The 17,840-nt window shown below is 46.6% G+C and carries 13 protein-coding genes; 2 read left to right on the forward strand and 11 right to left on the reverse strand.

Annotated features, from left to right (window positions below):
* Positions 1 to 139: 139 nt before the first annotated feature.
* The 9 genes from putP to MMG82_RS12155 form a co-directional block, all read right to left on the reverse strand.
* Positions 140 to 1,591, reverse strand: coding sequence for a sodium/proline symporter PutP (gene putP, locus MMG82_RS12115; RefSeq protein ID WP_241406890.1), 1,452 nt, complete (start codon positions 1,589 to 1,591; stop codon positions 140 to 142).
* 158 nt (positions 1,592 to 1,749) lie between these two features.
* Positions 1,750 to 2,454, reverse strand: coding sequence for a DUF3379 domain-containing protein (locus MMG82_RS12120; RefSeq protein ID WP_037420207.1), 705 nt, complete (start codon positions 2,452 to 2,454; stop codon positions 1,750 to 1,752).
* On the reverse strand, positions 2,447 to 3,010 hold the full coding sequence (locus MMG82_RS12125) for a sigma-70 family RNA polymerase sigma factor (RefSeq protein ID WP_240293241.1): 564 nt from the start codon (positions 3,008 to 3,010) through the stop codon (positions 2,447 to 2,449). The genes MMG82_RS12120 and MMG82_RS12125 overlap by 8 nt, the downstream gene beginning before the upstream one ends.
* A gap of 80 nt (positions 3,011 to 3,090) precedes the next feature.
* A complete protein-coding gene (locus MMG82_RS12130) occupies positions 3,091 to 4,752 on the reverse strand; it encodes a BatD family protein (protein WP_240293242.1) in 1,662 nt (553 codons plus the stop codon).
* A complete protein-coding gene (locus tag MMG82_RS12135; RefSeq protein ID WP_047535096.1) occupies positions 4,746 to 6,809 on the reverse strand; it encodes a VWA domain-containing protein in 2,064 nt (687 codons plus the stop codon). Before MMG82_RS12135 ends, MMG82_RS12130 begins: the two co-directional genes overlap by 7 nt.
* Positions 6,809 to 7,825, reverse strand: a complete 1,017-nt coding sequence (locus MMG82_RS12140; RefSeq protein ID WP_240293244.1) for a VWA domain-containing protein — start codon at positions 7,823 to 7,825, stop codon at positions 6,809 to 6,811. Before MMG82_RS12140 ends, MMG82_RS12135 begins: the two co-directional genes overlap by 1 nt.
* The gene (locus tag MMG82_RS12145) at positions 7,819 to 8,412 is read right to left on the reverse strand and encodes a DUF4381 domain-containing protein (protein ID WP_099458379.1); all 594 of its coding nucleotides are present in this window, start codon (positions 8,410 to 8,412) and stop codon (positions 7,819 to 7,821) included. The genes MMG82_RS12140 and MMG82_RS12145 overlap by 7 nt, the downstream gene beginning before the upstream one ends.
* Positions 8,413 to 8,472: 60 nt before the next feature.
* A complete protein-coding gene (locus tag MMG82_RS12150; RefSeq protein ID WP_241406891.1) occupies positions 8,473 to 9,456 on the reverse strand; it encodes a DUF58 domain-containing protein in 984 nt (327 codons plus the stop codon).
* Between the two features lie 95 nt (positions 9,457 to 9,551).
* A complete protein-coding gene (locus MMG82_RS12155) occupies positions 9,552 to 10,508 on the reverse strand; it encodes a MoxR family ATPase (protein ID WP_099458378.1) in 957 nt (318 codons plus the stop codon).
* 272 nt (positions 10,509 to 10,780) lie between these two features.
* On the opposite strand from MMG82_RS12155, the gene fadI reads away from it, so the two are divergent.
* The gene (gene fadI, locus MMG82_RS12160; RefSeq protein WP_241406892.1) at positions 10,781 to 12,091 is read left to right on the forward strand and encodes an acetyl-CoA C-acyltransferase FadI; all 1,311 of its coding nucleotides are present in this window, start codon (positions 10,781 to 10,783) and stop codon (positions 12,089 to 12,091) included.
* A 5-nt stretch (positions 12,092 to 12,096) separates the two neighbouring features.
* Entirely contained in the window at positions 12,097 to 14,217 is a 2,121-nt protein-coding gene (gene fadJ, locus MMG82_RS12165; RefSeq protein ID WP_241406893.1) for a fatty acid oxidation complex subunit alpha FadJ, read from the forward strand.
* A 749-nt stretch (positions 14,218 to 14,966) separates the two neighbouring features.
* Here the strand turns inward: fadJ and MMG82_RS12170 are convergent.
* Both MMG82_RS12170 and MMG82_RS12175 read right to left on the reverse strand, forming a co-directional pair.
* Positions 14,967 to 15,362, reverse strand: a complete 396-nt coding sequence (locus tag MMG82_RS12170) for a hypothetical protein (RefSeq protein WP_047535110.1) — start codon at positions 15,360 to 15,362, stop codon at positions 14,967 to 14,969.
* Positions 15,363 to 15,471: 109 nt separating this feature from the next.
* On the reverse strand, positions 15,472 to 17,840 hold a 2,369-nt coding region (locus MMG82_RS12175), incomplete at its 5' end, for an EAL domain-containing protein (RefSeq protein WP_241406894.1).

The raw sequence follows: 17,840 nt of genomic DNA on the forward strand, positions 1-17,840 counted from the left end.
GGTATCTATGGCTTTTAATTGGTGAGGTGGTTTTAATTGAGGTTAATACTTTGTAATGAGGCGAAGGTTAATAAAATTATACAAATTGTAAAAAGCGTACACTTGTACGCTTTTTACAAGAAGAAGCGATATTCGGCGGTTATAACGCTGACTTAAATTGCTCAAATTCGGCGGTGATTTCATCGCTTGGTCGAGTGAGTTTACTCACAATTACACCGGCGATAATGGCAAACATAAATCCGGGCAAAATTTCATATAAGTCAAAAATACCGCCAGAAAGTTGCTTCCAAAACACCACGGTTAACGCACCGACGATAATCGTTGCGATAGCGCCATTACGGCTATAGTGCTTCCAAAACAGCGACAAAAGCACAACTGGGCCGAAGGCTGCACCAAATCCCGCCCATGCATAACTCACCAGGTTTAATACACTACTTTCAGGATTCAAGGCGATAACACCGGCAATCACTGCAATTGCAAGTACGCCCATGCGACCAACCATCATAAGTTCACGGTCATCTGCTTTAGGGCGTAACCATTTGCGGTAAAAGTCTTCGGTAATCACACTCGAGCACACCAATAATTGAGAATCTATGGTACTCATAATGGCCGATAAAATGGCCGCAATCAGTAAACCTCCTATCCAAGGATTAAATGCCGCCTGAGCTAAGTGAATGAAGACAGTTTCGGCATTTGCGAGTGGTTCATTGGCAAAATACAATGATCCCGCCAAGCCTGTCGCTAGTGCACCGAGCAGGGATAAAATCATCCAGCTCATAGCAATACGGCGTGACACAGGCAGCGCATCGGCACTACCGATCGCCATAAAGCGCGACAAAATATGTGGCTGACCAAAATAACCTAGTCCCCAAGCCAAGAGTGATAACAAACCAATCACGGTAGTTTTATCGCTGATTAATGCCAGCATGGCAGGATCGATAGATTCAATGCCTGCATGACTCTCGGGATGAGAAAATACCGCAAACGGGATGATCAGCAGGGCAATCAACATTAAACTGCCCTGAAAGAAGTCGGTCCAACTCACGGCAAAAAAACCGCCAATAAAGGTATAACCTACGATAATGGCTGAGCCTATTACCAAGGCTACGTTGTAATCTAAGCCAAAGACCTTTTCAAATAGAATGGCGCCGCCCACCATGCCAGAGGAGGCATAGAAGGTAAAAAACACTAGAATCGTGATCGCTGAAACCAGCTTGAGATAGCCCTGTTTATCGTGAAAGCGTTTCTCGAAAAAGTCAGGTAGAGTGAGGGCGTTATCTGCTAATTGGGTATAAATGCGTAAGCGTTTTGCTACAAATAACCAGTTTAGCCAAGCACCTATCACTAAGCCAATACCAATCCACGCTTCACCTAAACCACCTAAATATACCGCGCCGGGTAAGCCTAACAGTAACCAACCTGACATATCGGAGGCGCCAACGCTGAGTGCGGTTACGGCGGGGCCCATTTTGCGGCCACCTAAAATATAATCATCCACAGTATCGGTAGCACGGTAAGCCCAAAATCCGATGCCCATCATCAATACTAAATAGCCAACAAATGTGATTAAAATTGGGGTTTCAATCGTCATATTGTTTTTATCCCATCTTGTTATTATTTAAAGTGGCAAGCATGCTACCAGATGTTTGAGCAAGAGCCCATTAGTAGATGGAGATGTGATCGAAATCCGACCTCCGAACGTGAAAAAATATCGGAGGTGGATTTAAGAAAGGTTTATATATTAGTTGGTTAGATAAAGGTGTTGTTGATTTCGTCTTTTACAAAGCTAAGGTCTGCTTGATCCTCACCCACAAGCAAAATATAAGCATCGCGGGTTTCAAATCCCATTCCTTTATATTTGCCATCGGCAAAGGTGTTATCCAGCACCATGCGTTTTTCAATCGGCACAATAAACAGTGTGACTTTGCCTTTTTCTGCTTGTAAAACTAAATGCAGACTCTTAACACCTTGAAAATCACAGTAAGAGGTGTAGTAAACTTTGCCTGGTTGTTCGATAAATTTTGCATTTTGAAGGTTTTTCATCGAGGCAAGCTGCGCATTCACTTGGCTGAAATTGACATTCTGATCAACCTGCAACGCCACTCCTTCATGGTAGACATGGGCTAATGCATGCTCAGCTAAATCCACCGGACCTAAACGTAGCAGGCTAAAACTGATGCCCACGATAAAGGCTATAGAGGCAGCCATCGCCACTAAAAAACCCGTTTGACGGCGCTGTTTGTGGTGTTGTTGTAGTTGTTGGCGTAGGATGAGTTTATCGGCTAAGTCTTCCGGTACTTCCACTTTTAAGGCTTGGTTGAGTTTAGCATCGAAGCGTTTAAGCTCAGAAACAAGGGCCTGATGCTCAGGTTTGGCACGCATTTGCTCAAGAAACTCTGGGTCTTGATTATGAGGATCTTCATAAGCTTGACGTCTAAATTTAAGCTCATCCATTGGATTGACCTCTTACCTCTGTTTTCTCAAGTAATTCTTTCAATTGGTTCCTCGCCCGAAATAAGCGCGTCATTACTGTGTTACGATTCAGTTCCAACAGTTCGGCGATTTCATCCCCACTAAAACCACCAATCAATTGCAGTAGTAATGGCTCTCGATATTCGATATCCAACTTAGCGATTTGCCTTCTCAACCAGTACTGCTCGGTTTGCTCTTCAGTGCTGGAGGCTAGGTGATCTTCTAAGCTGTCTTGCTCGACATCGGCGTAATCAAATTGTTTGCGCTCGAAACGACGGGCATTTTCACGTCTTAAAATCGTGATCAGCCAAGCCTTCGCCGCTTTATCATCCTGAAGGGAATCTAAAGAGCGCCACGCCCGCAAGAAGGTTTCTTGGGTTATATCTTCAGCAACCGGCTTATCACCGCACAACCAAAAGGCATAACGGAAAATATCGGCGTGCAGCGCCTTGACTAGGCTGTTATATCGTCGTTGTTTACTCAGCATGTCAGAAGAGACCGCAGGCTCAACGGATTTCTTTCGCCAGTTAGTAAACATTTTTTTGATTTTTTCTTTTTATTTTACGATTCAAAATATTACACCTTATTCATTCGAGTAAGCCGTCGCGCTGTTTAGGATTAGCCGTTTGGATTTAGCGGCCGTAATGGCGTAGATGGCTGCACCATGGTTTTTAGATTGCCGCTTTTTACCGCGCTTAACAATGCTTTTACCGCGTCAGCCAGTTGTGTACCGCTATTGGCTTTTCCGCCGTAGGCCAATGCTTGTAATTGGCGAATAGCCTCTGCTAATTCATTCGATTGCGCGGCAATTTTATCGAGCGTCATAGGGCGAGCGGCCTGCTCACTAAAGTATTGCTGTAATTGCTGCAAAATATCGCTGACATGACCTCTAGCGCAGGCCTGCTCCAAGCCTTTAAGACCATTGCCAAGGACGAGTGGTTGAGGTTGAACCTGAGTGTTAACAGGTGCTTGGCGCTTAAGTGCACGGCGCCAAGCAACCAAGGTCACGCCCCATGCAATCAATGTTACTAGCCATAGCAGGGCAAACAGATTGGCGCTCCAACTGCCTTCATTGCGGGTGCTGGTGTTTGCCTGCCAGTTGGGTTCGACGGGTGTATCGATAATGGCGCCACCTTTTACTTCAATAGTGCGAGCGGGCAGGGTCGCGATTTCTTGGCGTTTAAGATGTGGATTCCACCAAGGTACTTTCACTTCAGGTAAGGTAAAAGTGCCTGCTTTACTGGGCACAATCGCTGAGGTAATACTGTATTGGGACACTATCTGCGCGTCACGCACAAAGCTCTGGCGCTGGGGTTTTTCGGGATAGGATTTGAGCTCTGGCGGCAGCCCTTGCACAATATCCGGCAGACTATTTTCATCGGCATTGGATGCCAACAGGGTGATTGTGCGGGTAATGGGACTACCAACAGTAAACTCTTTTACATCCTCAGGAAAACTCTCTTTTAATACCACCAAGTCAGCTACAAGCCATTGCCCAAGGAAGCTTGCTGGGGCCGGATTTACTTGAATGCTTAAGGACGGCGCACCTGCTTGCATAGGACGGCTTTCATTAAAGCCAAACATGCCGCCGCGGCGTTGTGATTCTACTAATACATCACCAGAAAAGGTGGCGCCTTTAATGTTCACTTGGCCGGGCAAATCGGGAATGATGCCATAGGTGCGCTCAATGACGCGGTAACGACGGCCATCGATGATCTCCGAGCCGTCTTTATCTTCGCCAATTTGCTTAATCTGCGCGCCTTCGATAACGGGAGCATTAAGCACACCGCGTTGCAGTTCGACCGCAAGGTAGAGCTTCACTTTATAGGTGATAAGCTGGCCGACGTAGGCCTCATCACTCGATACCTTAGCATCGATAAACAGATTCTTAGCCTGCTCAGGTTGCGCACCGGCTTGGACTACTTTGAGGGGAATTTCGGCGGAGCTGACGCCATCAATACTAAAGGATGGAATGGTCAGTTGACCCTTTTGCTTTGGCGCTAGCAGCACTTGCCAGCGGGTTTCTTTAACCGCGTCAAAGTTCATGATCTGAGTGCTGCGGCTCACGCTGGTGCGACCCACAATAAAATCCTTTAGCAGGATGGAGGTGTCGAGTTTACCTGTGTCGACCTCATCGTCGGCACTGACATTGAGCACAAAATACTCTCCCTCCATTACTGGATTGCGATCGACCGACGCCTCGAGTTTGCTCAGGGCAAAGGCGGGATTGATAACCGCGATGCAAAGAATGAGGAGGATAAAAAATTGTCTGATTACCACTGTTCGTTATCCCTTGATATTTGGCCATTTTGACGGCGTTTTTGATATTCGAGTTGCATTTTGTTTCGCAGCAATACTTGTGGATCTTCACTCACGCCTCGCAGGGCTCGCTGCATCTCAGCGGGCAAAGGTTCACTGTTACTGGGCGGGGCTTCTAGTGTTTCACTGATGGCGGTTTCAGTGTCTTTATCTGCCTGCGACTGTTTCTCTTTATCCGCTTTTTGCGCTAGGGCTTGTTGTTCTTGCTCCGTGTTGGACTTATCATCCGCGACCTTTGCCTGCATTTGGGCTTCGTTGCTGGCTTGCTCTTCTGCATTATCTTCAGCATTGTTATCGGCGCTATTTTGCTGATTGGCTTCTTGCTGTGCCTGCTGTTGTTCATTTTTAGCTTCTTGCTGATCTCGTTGTGCTTTATCAGCATCTTGCTGTTTATCCTGCGCGCCTGGCTCAGCATTATCCTGCTGCTCGGATGAGGTGTCTTGATCCTGCGACGGTTTTTCGTCCGCTTGGTCGGCATTATTTTGCTGTTGGGACTGTTGCTCTTGAGACTGCTCTTGAGCTTGGTCGTTTTGCGAGGATTGCTGATCTTGCTGCTGGTTTTGTCCTTGCTGCTGATCGTTTTGGTTCTGTCCCTGTTGGTTTTGGTCGCCCTGAGACTGCTGATCTTGGTTGTCAGCATTTTGCTGGGATTGTTGCTGATCCAGCAGTTTTTCCGCTAACTCAAGGTTGGCCTTGGCCTGTGGGAAATCGGGTTGCTTGTCGAGCGCTGCTTGGTACCGTTCTTTAGCTTTATCGGGTTTGCCCATTTGCATCAGCGCGTTGCCTTGATTGTAAAGCCCATTGGCTGAATTATCTTGCTCAAAGGTTTTTAGCGCTTGTTCGAAATTGCCTGCCTTATATTGCGCAGCGCCTTGCCATTGGGGCGTCTCGAATTTTTGAGCGGCATTGGCATAGTCCTCGGCTTGGTAAGCCTGCATCGCTTGCTGCTCTTGAGTGTGCCAGAGCGAGTCCCAGGCGCTGGCGTGGGCGTTTTGTGGCAATGCGCCGAATAATAAACCAGTTAATCCCATCAACAGCCAGTTGGCGAGCATACCTTGCTTAAAGCTCAGCAGGGCAGGAATGAGTAAGAATAAGGCGAGGTAAGGACCGAGATCCTGCCAAGTTTCACCATCGAGATCCGTGGCTTTGGCATCACCACTATCGCTTAACCAATGTTGAAGTTGGACAAGATCCTCACCATCGGTGCGATTGGGGATCATAGTGCCATTATGGTTATCGGCTAATTTTTGCAGCAAGCCAAAGTCGGTTTTCGCGACGACAACCTCATTACTGCTATCTCGTTGTAGTTGACCATCGGGTAAGCGAATTGGTGCGCCTTGGGGGCTACCAAATCCCATAATCGCGAGGCGATATTGGCTGCCTGATAAGGCTGAGTTGGCCTCATCGAATTGTTTAGGCGTGATGCCATCCGTCATCACAATAATATCGCCACGAAGATGTCCACCCTGTGCCAGCAGGTTTTTGGCTTGGGTTAATGCGGCGGCTAAGTTTGACCCTAGCACGGGCATAATCTCAGGGCTTAAGGTGGGTAATAAATTGAGTAGTGTGCCCGTATCGCGGGTTAAGGGGCTTATGGTAAAGGCATCGCCGGCGAAGGCGATGAGCCCGGTTTCCCCTTCTTTTAGGCCGCGTAATAAATCCGTCGCCCTAAACTTGGCTTGGGTTAAACGGTTAGGTGCCAAATCGGTGGCAAACATGGAGACGGACATATCCATCACCAGCACTCGGCCTTGCTCCGCGGCGAAGACGGGCAAAGATTGTTTATTGAGGGCGGGTCCCGCTAACGCTAACACGGCGATAAACCAAGAAAAGGCCAAGATATACAGCGGCCTGCGGGACTTTTGCGAACCTTCTGTGACTAATATTTTTGCCAAATGTGGCGCAATATAACGATTCCACGCACTGTTAGTTGCATGCTGGCGCCAAAGCGTCCATAAAATAATCCCTAACGGCAATAGGGCGAGTAACCATTCAGGACGAATAAAATGCAGGCTCATTAACGGACATTCCCCCGCGGTGTGGCTGATAAAACAAGGGTTTTAGCGCGAGTAAAAAACGGTAACTGCGCTAGTGCAATCCAGAGACTGGTGAGAAGTGCTAATGCGAGCGGCCAGTAAAATAGCTCCGCTTGAGGGCGATAACTGAGTTGATCGCGGCTAACGGGTTCAAGTTTATCGATTTCTTGATAAATCTGCTCTAACTCCTGACTATTGCGGGCGCGGAAATAGCGGCCGTGGGTGACATCGGCAATCTGCTGCAGTTGGTTTTCATCCAAATCCATTGACGGATTGACGCGCTCACGACCAAAGAGGGTGCGTCTTTCCATGACATCGGCGCCCACGCCAACGGTATAAATCGTCACTTTACGATTGGCGGCAATTTGGGCCGCTTGCTCAGGATCGATATTGCCGGCGTTGTTTGAACCGTCAGTCAATAAAATCAATACTCTGTTACTCTCATCCATTTTATCGAAACGTTTTACCGCGAGTGCAATCGATTCGCCGATCGCCGTTTGTTTACCAACGAGGCCGATTTGGGCCTCTTTTAAAAACTGGGCAACGGAACGTCTATCTTGAGTCAGTGGTGCCTGTAAATAGGCGTGATCGGCAAATAGAATCAAACCGATACGATCGCCTTTGCGGCGTTCAATAAACTCACTGACCACGTGTTGGATGAGGGTAAAACGGTCGACCACTTTGCCGTCGATCACCATATCTTCAATCTGCATACTGCCGGATAAATCCACCGCCAGCATGAGATCGCGACCTTGGCTAGGGAGCTCAATTGGATCACCAAGCCATTGTGGACGGGCGATAGCAAGCACTAACAAGCACCACATTAACCAATAGCGTTTACGGCTTTGGCGGTTGTGGCTAGTGATATTGGCCTTGCCCGTTTGACTAATACCGGGCAGTTGCAGGCGCGCACCTTCGGCATGTACTGATTGGCGACGCCAAAAAATAAAAGGTAAAGGCAGTAAAATCAATGCAAAAGGCCAAGCGAAAGTTAACATTGCTCCTCCGCAGGCTTTGCAGGAGCCGGTGTTAATGCTGCTGACGTAGCCGGGTTTGGGTTTGTAGCCGCGTGCATTATCGGCGCGCTTAATTTGGCTTTTGAGGCAAACCAGCTGCGGGCGAGGGCCTGTAACTCACGGGCCTCGTCAGCGCTTAGTGGTTTAGCCTGATGACGCTTTCCCAATAAGGGCCCAATGCGGCCACGCTGTTTTGCGGGCAAATGGCTATCTAACCAAGTTGCCCAAGCGGGGCCATCGAGTTTCGCTATTTCTTCTCTTGGTAAGTAACTCAGTGCAGTTCGTTTTAATAGCTGATTGACTTCCGAGGCGTACTGGCTTGAATTGGGGTCAAGTACTGCAAACAAACCTTGGGCGGCTTTTTTCGGCGCTAAGTAAGCGGCGCGTTTTTTAAGCCAAAGGATCGCGCTGATGATTAGCACCAGCAGGATAGCAAGTACTAACCAATAGCCTACGGCCCATGGCCAAGCACCAATAGGATCGGGGAGAATAATATCCTGCAAATCCGCCAACATGGGATTTGGCGTTACAGCCTTATCCGAGGCTGGCGGTAAAGTTTGTGGGTTCACGCTTTGGACTCACTTATTCTTTCTGTTCATTGTCAACTGAATTGCTTCTCTGCCATGTGGTTACTGCAGCAATGCTAATTGCTCTGCAAGCGGTAAGCCTGCATCGATAAATTGGGTGTGTACCCTAAGCTTTTGCATCATGGTAATAAAGTCATTCTGTTGCTGGTGTTGCAGCGCAAGCCACGCCTGATAGCTATGGCGAGTCAACACTAAGTCTTGCTCCCCATCTCGGACGGGTAAACTGAACTGTTTAGGCAAATTCAGGTTACCTTGCCTCAAAGGGTCTGTTATCAAATACGCGCCAATATCACAGTGGCGTTTGAGTTCTGTCAGCGGCGCGATACATTGCGGCGTAAAATGGCTGCCATCGGTGATGATCCAAATTAATGAGCCCGGTTTAGCGATGCGTTGCAACCGCTGGCAGGCGCGCAGGATATGATCAGGATCGCGCGGATGACTGCCGAGCTGATTGAGTTGCTGCTCGTGCACTCGGCGCAGGCTTGAGATGAGCTGCAATATCCCTTGGCGGCGACTGCGGGGTTTTAATTCAAGGTGCTCCGATTCGCAGGCGATTAAGGCGCCGAGTCGGTCGCCGTGGTTAATTGCGTTCCAGCCAAGCGTGGTAGCCAGATGCCCCGCTTGAACCGACTGTAACAGCAAACTCGAGCCAAAATACAGACTCTGGCTTAAATCGAGCAGCAGCAGAATAGGGCGCTCGCGCTCTTCGATAAAGAGTTTGGTGTGGGTTTGCCCAGTGCGGGCTGTGACGCGCCAATCTATGGTGCGGACATCATCACCTTGCTGATAATGGCGCACTTCGGCAAATTCCATCCCGCGGCCTTTGATTAGACTGCTGCGATGACCTGCCAGATTGGCACGTGCTCGGCTGTGACGCTCTGGGATAGCCCGAGCTATGGTCTGGCAGGCGAGCAGTTCCTTCTCGGTTAAATGCAACCCGTCGGCAAACAAGGGCAAACCATTAAGAGGTAAGCCATGTTGTGCAACATCATTATGTAGGGATGCGTTTAGCGCACTGTTATTCATTCAAAGTCACTCATTTAAAGCCATTTATTTAACTTAACGTTAGTTTGTTCGCCACCTGAACACATAGCTATGGGACTGTTTTATGGCGTTCAGGTCTAAGGCACGGCGACTTGAGTCAAAATATGGTTAATCACTTGGTCGCGGCTGACCCCTTCGGCCTGCGCTTGATAGCTCAGCAGCAGTCTGTGCCTTAATACATTGGGCGCAACAGCTTGAATATCCTCGGGAGAGACAAAATCGCGCTCGTGTAACCAGGCTCTGGCGCGGGCGCAGCGTTCAAGCGAAATCGTCGCACGAGGACTCACACCGTACTCTAACCATTTGGTCAGTTCGTCGCTGTAACGCGCGGGTTGACGGGTTGCCATAATAATTTCGACTATGTATTTCTCTAGCGGCTCAGCTAGATAGATTTCCATTGCTTCATCACGGGCGGCAAAAATATCCGCTTGAGCAATCGGCTCAGTGGTTGGCAACTCGTGGGTGAGTGCTTCCTTACGGGATTGACGCAAGATTTCGATCTCGGTGTCGCCACTTGGGTAATCCAAATTCAGGTGCATTAAAAAACGGTCGAGCTGAGCTTCGGGCAGCGGATAAGTGCCTTCGTTTTCCAAGGGGTTTTGCGTTGCCATCACTAAAAATAACGGTGGCAATTGATAACTATTTTTTCCCACGGTCACTTGACCTTCCGCCATGGCCTCTAATAACGCCGACTGCACTTTAGCGGGGGCGCGGTTGATTTCATCGGCGAGGATCAGGTTATGGAAAATTGGACCAGCTTCAAATTCAAAGGTACCGGTTTGGGAGCGATAGATATCCGTTCCTGTTAAGTCGGCAGGCAGCAAGTCAGGGGTAAATTGGATCCGGTGAAAATCGCCTTCAACTCCGTCGCAAAGGGCTTTAACCGCGCGGGTTTTGGCAAGTCCTGGTGGACCTTCTACTAATAAATGGCCATTGGCGATGAGGGCAATGAGCAGATTTTCGGTCAGTACTGGCTGCCCTAAAACAACCTTATTTAGGTAAGTGCGTAATGCATGGAAGCGACTCAAAGGCATGATGCTACTCGTTTTTAGGTTGAAAATATCAATTGAAAATACGTGTGTGGGCTTAAGACAACGAATATGGTAAAGAATTCCCTAAGGGTTTGGCTAGTGTTAAAAAAACAAACAGGTGTTTAAAACTTGCTGACAAGAAGTTAGAATCAGATCACACTTTAATGGTCAGACCTGTTATTAGGCTTTTTTGGTGCCAAACAGCAGGGCAAACATGGAAATCGATAGCGCCGCCTGAAATCTCTCAGCGATAGCGCACATAAAGAGGGTGACAAATGAGTGATAGACAACAGGTAACTAATGCAAAGGGTGAGCGTATCGCTATTGTGGCGGGCTTAAGAACGCCATTTGCGAAACAGGCGACCGCATTCCACGGAGTATCGGCGCTCGATATGGGTAAAATGGTGGTTAACGAACTGCTTGTTCGTAGCGAACTGGATCCTAAATTGATTGAGCAACTCGTGTATGGTCAGGTGGTACAAATGCCTGCGGCACCGAATATTGCCCGTGAAATCGTATTAGGAACGGGTATGGATGTCTCTACCGATGCCTATAGCGTGACCCGCGCCTGTGCGACCAGTTTTCAATCTGCGGTGAATGTGGCCGAGTCAATCATGACGGGCAATATTGAGATTGGTATTGCCGGCGGCGCCGACTCTTCTTCTGTATTACCTATTGGTGTGTCTAAAAAGCTCGCCCATGCCTTAGTCGATCTGAACAAAGCCCGTACTTTTGGTCAAAAATTACAGATTTTTCGCCGTTTAGGCATTAAAGATTTATTGCCTGTACCGCCAGCCGTGGCTGAGTATTCAACGGGTTTGTCCATGGGACAAACCGCAGAGCAAATGGCCAAGACTTACAATATTAGCCGCGCCGATCAAGATGCGCTGGCGCACCGCTCCCACACGCTGGCGAGTGAAACCTGGGCTTCGGGCCATCTACGTGATGAAGTGATGGTGGCCCATGTCCCACCCTACAAACAGTTTATCGAGCGTGATAACAATATTCGTGAAAACTCCGATTTAGCTTCTTACGCCAAACTGCGTCCCGCTTTCGATAAAAAGCATGGTAGCGTGACGGCCGCGAACAGTACGCCGCTGACCGATGGCGCCTCGGCGATCATTTTGATGAGTGAAGGCCGCGCTAAAGCTCTTGGTTATCAACCAATTGGTTACATTAAGAGCTACGCATTTACCGCCATTGATGTCTGGCAAGATATGCTAATGGGCCCATCTTATGCGACGCCATTGGCATTAAAACGTGCTGGCATGGAATTAGAGGATTTAACCCTCATCGAAATGCACGAAGCTTTTGCAGCGCAAACCCTAGCCAATATGCAGATGTTTGCTTCCAAAAAATTTGCCGAAGAAAAACTTGGCCGCAACCGCGCCATTGGCGACATCGATATGAGCAAATTCAACGTACTCGGTGGCTCCTTAGCCTATGGTCATCCTTTTGCGGCTACAGGTACGCGTTTAATCACTCAGGTTTGTCGTGAGCTTAAACGTCGTGGCGGCGGAACGGGCCTGGCAACGGCCTGTGCTGCGGGTGGTTTAGGGGCTGCAATGATTGTAGAAGTGGAGTAATGGCGATGGAAAAGACATTTAATTTAACCCGCCGTGAAGACGGTATCGCCATTCTAACGATGGACGTACCTGGCGAAACCATGAATACCCTCAAGGCGGAGTTTGGCCCTGAGATCAGTGAGATCCTATCTGAGATTAAACGTGATAGTAGTATCCGTGGCCTAGTGCTGATTTCGGGTAAAAAAGATTCATTTGTTGCCGGTGCTGATATCTCTATGCTCGATGCTTGCCAAACGGCGGGCGATGCCAAAGCCTTATCCCAGCAAGGGCATGTGGTGTTTAACGAGTTAGAAGCCTTAAATATCCCTGTGGTTGCAGCTATTCATGGCGCCTGTTTAGGAGGCGGTTTAGAGCTTGCGCTTGCCTGTCATCAACGTGTATGCAGTGATGATGGCAAGACCATGCTGGGCGTACCCGAAGTGCAACTCGGTTTATTACCCGGTGGTGGCGGTACTCAGCGTTTGCCTCGTTTAGTGGGGATCACCACTGCGTTAGATATGATGTTGACGGGTAAACAAATTCGTCCGAAACAAGCGTTAAAGATGGGTTTAGTTAACGATGTGGTGCCACAGACGATTTTACTGCAAACCGCAGTGGAGATGGCGCTCGCGGGTAAAAAAACAGCTAAGCCAGTTAAAAAATCACTAGTAAACCAATTGCTTGAAGGTACTGGCTTTGGTCGCAACATTATTTTTGATCAAGCCGCTAAGCAAGTCGCTAAGAAAACCCAAGGGAACTACCCCGCGCCTGCAAAAATTATTGATTGCGTGCGTCAAGGTATGGCGAAGGGAATGCAAAAAGGGCTTGAGGTAGAAGCCAGCCATTTTGCTGAACTGGTGGTGTCGAAAGAATCTGAAGCGCTGCGCAGTATTTTCTTTGCAACCACAGAGATGAAGAAAGAAACCGGCGCCGAAGGGGCTACGCCACGTAAAGTCAAAAAAGCAGTGATCTTAGGGGGCGGTTTGATGGGCGGTGGTATTGCTTCGGTAACGACGACTAAGGCTAAAATCCCTGCGCGGGTAAAAGACATTAACGAAAAGGGCTTAAGCAACGCGCTTTCCTACGCCTATAAGTTATTGGATAAAGGCGTTAAACGTCGTCATATGACGCCAGCTGCACGCGACAATTTAATGGCGCTGATGACAACGACGACCGAATATAAAGGCGTTAAGGATGCCGATATTGTTGTTGAAGCGGTATTTGAGGATTTAGCGCTCAAACATCAAATGGTTAAAGACATTGAGCGTGAGTGCGGTGAGCATACGATTTTTGCGTCTAACACCTCATCGTTACCCATTGGTCAAATTGCACAAGCGGCTAGCCGTCCTGAAAATGTGATTGGCTTACATTACTTCTCGCCAGTAGAAAAAATGCCGCTGGTGGAAGTGATTGCCCACGCCAAAACCTCCCCAGAAACCATTGCCACCACGGTCGCCTTTGCCCGTAAACAGGGTAAAACACCAATCGTAGTACAAGATGGCGCGGGGTTTTATGTTAACCGCATCCTCGCGCTTTATATGAACGAAGCCGCACAATTGCTGCTAGAAGGGCAAAGTGTTGAACATCTCGATAAAGCGTTAGTGAAGTTTGGTTTCCCCGTTGGCCCTATCACTTTGCTTGATGAAGTCGGTATTGATGTGGGCGCTAAAATCGCTCCCATTCTTGAAAAAGAGCTTGGCGAACGTTTTAAAGCCCCAGCTGCTTTCGACAAGCTGTTAAGCGACGATAGAAAGGGCCGTAAAAACGGCAAAGGTTTTTATCAGTATGGTGTTGCCGCCAGCAAGAAAAAAGCCGTCGATGAAAGTGTGTATAGCGTATTAGGCATCAAGCCTGGTGTCGATAAAGAAATGAGCGCGGTAGCGGAACGCTGTGTAGTGCAAATGCTCAACGAAGCTGTGCGCTGCTTAGATGAAGGCATTATTGCCTCACCGCGCGATGGTGATATCGGCGCTATCTTTGGCATCGGTTTCCCACCATTCTTAGGTGGCCCATTCCATTATATCGATACTTTAGGCGCGGATAACTTAGTCAAAATACTTGAACGTTATCAAACGCAATATGGCGATCGATTTGAGCCTTGCCCACGCCTTAAGGCGATGGCGGCAGAAAAAGCTCGTTTCTTCTAATACTTAGATGTTTTGGTCAAAAAAGCGGCAATGCTATGCCGCTTTTTTATTGCCTCAAGGCTAAGTTTTGCCTAAAAAACGTTCACATTTATTGGGGGGATCTTGTATTATGGCGTCCTATTACGGCAGTTGTGCTGTTATACCGTATGTGCATATCTGATGTTGATTAATGCTTATAAGTAGCCTCGCTCGGAGTCCATTTGTATAGCAAACTGCTATTTTTTGATTTGCACATAATGACTTAGTCGATTAAAGAGGTTGCTGTGGGATTGATGTTTTATATAGTTGCTGCCTTGTCGGTGAGTTGTTCGTGGTGTTTTGGGATTGCGGCTTTTAGAGCTGGGTTAACGGTAAGCTATTGGGCTGTAATGGGATTTATACTAGGACCCTTAGCATTTCCACTCTTTTCCTCCCATAAGCGTATTGCACTAAGAAGAGTGTGTCAGAGTTCTGACGGATGTCTAACCGCTTAATATAGATATGATTTGTCGTAAATGTGACCAATAAAAAAGGAGCATTAAGCTCCTTTTTTATTGGCCTAGGCTGCGCGCTAGCTGAGTAGCTCTAGACTATCTAAACGATAATGTTTTCAGATTTAGATGGAATTAATTCCACCAACCCTTTGCTGGGATCACTTCAAGGTGGTTTAAGCCTTCTGGTAATTTTACTTTTTTACGAACAGGCTTTGCGAAACCAAGTGCTTTTTTTAGTGAGTTAATCATATTCTGTGACCTCAATTTACAGTTAAATTACGCTATTTCAGTATTTGAGTTAGCGAATTTCACATATGGGTGACCAGCGACTTCAAATGGTTTGAATTTGACATACGGGTGACCAGCGACTTCAAATGGTTTGAATTTCACATATGGGTGACCAGCGACTTCAAATGGTTTGAATTTGACATACGGGTGACCAGCGACTTCAAATGGTTTGAATTTGACATACGGGTGGCCAGCGACTTCAAATGGTTTGAATTTGACATACGGATGACCAGCGACTTCTTGATCAACTTCTTTAGTCGCTTCAGATGACACAACAGTTTGAGAGAGGCTTTTCTCTACAGTTACAGTTGTTTCAATGGCTGCGGCAGTTGTTACAAAGCCGATAGTAGACAGTAAAGCTGCTGCGGTAAGAATTCCTTTCATCGTTTTATCTCTCAGGGTAGTTGATAATATTTTATTTTTTGACACTGGACATCTATCTGCAGATGTTGTGCCAATGTTTCAAACTACCGACAGAGAGATAATTAGATGATCAAATAATGTTGTGGTGGGGCATGAATTTACTCCGGTCATCTTGCAGCAATTGAGTAAACTCGGTCTCATTAATCGCTTTGCTAAAGATATAACCTTGTATTTCTTCACAGTTTAGGGCGCGTAGGATATTTAGCTGTGCTGCTTGTTCAACACCTTCTCCAACCACGGATAGTCCCATATTATGAGCAATGGTGATAATAGAATCGACCATTTTCAAATCACGATCTGACTTATCAATATCATCGACAAAGGCTTTATCGATTTTTAGCGTATGGATTGGGAATCGTTTTAAGTAGGAAAGTGACGAATAACCCGTACCAAAGTCGTCTAATGCTAGATTGACACCCATTTTCGTCAATTGCTGCATAACGATAATGGCCATTTCCGGTTGTTTAATCACCGTCCCTTCGGTGATTTCGAGTTCAAGATGTGCAGCTGGCAATTGTGTTAATCGTAAAATAGATTCAATTCGTTGTTGCAGATCGGGCAGTGCAAACTGACGTGACGATAAATTGACGGCGACTCTCCCTTTAAACAGACCCTGTTCACGCCATTTTTGGGCGGCAAAACAGGCTTTTCTGAGTACAATTTCGCCAATTTCAATAATGAGGCCATTTTCTTCTGCAAGAGGAATAAAATCATTCGGTGGAATAAGTCCTAAGATTGGATGATTTAATCTCACTAAGGCTTCCATTCCGGTAACATGACCATGCTTTAGATCAACTTTAGGCTGGTAATACACCTCAAATAAATCATCTTTTAAACCTTCCCTGATAAGATTTTCAATTTCTAATTGCTTAATCGCATGTTGGTTAAGAGATTCTGAGTAGAATTGGTAACAATTACCGCCAGCCGATTTTGCATGGTACATGGCAATATCCGCCTTTCTCAGTAATGCTTGTTCACTCTGTTCATCCTCTGGATAAAGTACAATCCCGATACTTGCACCCAAAACAAGTTGCTCATTGCCTATTTCATATACAGCTTTAAAAGCTTCAATAATTCGTCCCGCAATTGCCGCGCAGGCACTTATATCAGAGGTTTTATCGAGCACAATGGCAAATTCATCTCCACCTAAACGATAGATGCTCGTGTTTTTCGGTACGGAGGATTTTATTCTGACAGATACCAGTTTAAGTAATTGATCGCCAATTTGATGACCTAATGAGTCATTAATACGCTTAAAATTATCTAAATCGAGTACCATTAATGCATGATTAATTTCTTTATTGACTAAGTTCCCTAATGTGACTTGTAAGTTTGAACGGTTTGGCAGGCCAGTCAGTAAATCATTGTTGGTGAGTTTTCGAAGCTCTTCTTCCTGCTGTTTACGTCTTGATATGTCGGAGAAAACACCTACATAGTGTGATAGTTCGCCCGACTCATCGTAAATCGCGTCTATGGTGAGCTCCATATGGAAATGGCTTTTATCACCACGACTAGCTTCGACTTCACTCGCCCATCGACCTTGCTGCTTCAGCATACTGCGGATCTGATTTGAGAAGGACTCTGGATATAATTCAAAGGTAAGCAAATTACCAATAAAATCAGCTCTATTTCGCTGTGAAATTCTACAACATGCTTCGTTGACCTCGACAAAACGATACTCGCTGTCGAGAATAAACATGCCTTCTGAAATATTTTCGATGGCTTTTTCGAACAGTTTTAATTGTTCTTCTTTTTGTTTAAATTGACTGATATTTTTAATAGTACCTGTCATTCGAAGGGCATTATCTTTATCATCTCTTTCTACAATTTTGGCCCTATCTAAAATCCAGATCCAGCTATCATCTTTGCCCTTAACTCTATATGCCGCTTCAAAGTGATCTGTCTCACCATAGAAATGTTTATTCAGTGCTTCTCTGACGCGTTCCTGATCCATGGGGTGAATGTTACTTTCTTCATCATTATTACCTGAACGGTGGCCATCCCTTGGAAACTCTAATGCACCCCAAATATTCGAGCGGAAAATATTACCCGTTTCTATATCCCAGTCCCACATTTCATCGCCACTTCCCCAGAGAGACAGCTTTAGGCGCTCCTCACTTAAAGCTATTTGTCGCTGGACTTCTCTTTTTCTTAGTATAGCTTTAAAGATGAATAGGGTGATAAAAATTAGAATAATAAAGTAAAATATTTTAGCTTGAGTTGAAGACCACCAAGGTGGCGTTATTATTATATTCACTTCTTTTTCAGGTGACTTTTCTCCAGAAAGCTTGTTTATAGCATAAACTTGAAAAACGTATTTCCCAGGAGATAAGTTAGTATAAGTTGCAGAGTTATTTCCATTAGAATAAATCCATGTATCCGACAGTCCCTGCATTCTATAATAATAGTTTGTAGAGAACTCATCTGACATTGGTGTTA

Origin of the sequence: Shewanella sp. MM_2022_3 (assembly GCF_022557375.1) — a bacterium.
Taxonomy (GTDB): Bacteria; Pseudomonadota; Gammaproteobacteria; order Enterobacterales; family Shewanellaceae; genus Shewanella; species Shewanella xiamenensis.